The organism is Oleiphilus sp. HI0061, from assembly GCF_001635675.1.
The window spans coordinates 1-799 of the sequence record NZ_LWFE01000628.1 but is presented as its reverse complement, the minus strand read 5'-3'; the positions used below and the strand labels follow the sequence as shown (position 1 = coordinate 799).

Below are 799 nucleotides of genomic sequence, written 5' to 3'. Positions count from 1 at the left end.
CTTCCCCCCATCGTTATTTCGCAGGACGAAAGACAGCAGTACATAAAAATACTTGCAGACTACCAGCTGAAAGTTGGACAACTGACACCTGACTCCGGTGTTTGGCCGAAAACTAAGCTGCTTACTGACTTTGAACAGTTTTGTGACCGCTCCCATAAAGAAACAAGAGAGCTAATAGAAGGCGCTAAAAAACTTCAGGAACAAAGGAACAAAGGAACAAAGGAATAACACCAACACAATACGTCTGCTGATTACTCATTCAGCCCAACTAGAGCAGAAAGTCAAAGCAGCTGCATACAAGTTGGAGGCAACTACACACGATCTTTTAGGTGTAGGGCAAGTAATACGAATGATTATTATGTGTCACCGACCCCTTTTATTATTCTTATATTCCCTCCGTCCCCTTTTGCTTAGTATTACATGACACGGCACTCCGGCCATATACATTCTTGGCTTCCTTGGCATTTCAGCTTCCTCTATCTTCCTTGATAGTTAGCCGTGATTATCGACCTAAGCCAAGGTCTTTTCAAGCTGAGTAATGCGAATGATTATTATGTGTCACCGACCCCTTTTGTTTCATGCAGTTAATAAGAAAAACCAACAAGTATTTATCGAATATGCCCACCCCTTACATACAGAAAAGTTAATGGCTCTTTTTATCGAAGAGCTCAACTCATTATGCAAGCAAACTCTCAACCTTAAGGACGGAATCAAAGCCTACGCGAAGATTCACATGGGCTTTGTACATATCCACCCCTTCTGGGACGGAAACGGACGCCTTGCGCGATTAATTGCAAAC

2 protein-coding genes are annotated in these 799 nt (G+C 42.7%); both read left to right on the top strand.

Features of this window, described 5'->3' with window-relative positions; all coding sequences use genetic code 11:
- A partial coding sequence (locus tag A3735_RS30540; RefSeq protein ID WP_197485759.1) for a hypothetical protein occupies positions 1-228 on the top strand: 228 nt, incomplete at its 5' end.
- Between the two features lie 310 nt (positions 229-538).
- Positions 539-799, top strand: a 261-nt coding sequence (locus A3735_RS08030; protein ID WP_197485758.1) for a Fic family protein, incomplete at its 3' end; no start/stop codon positions are given.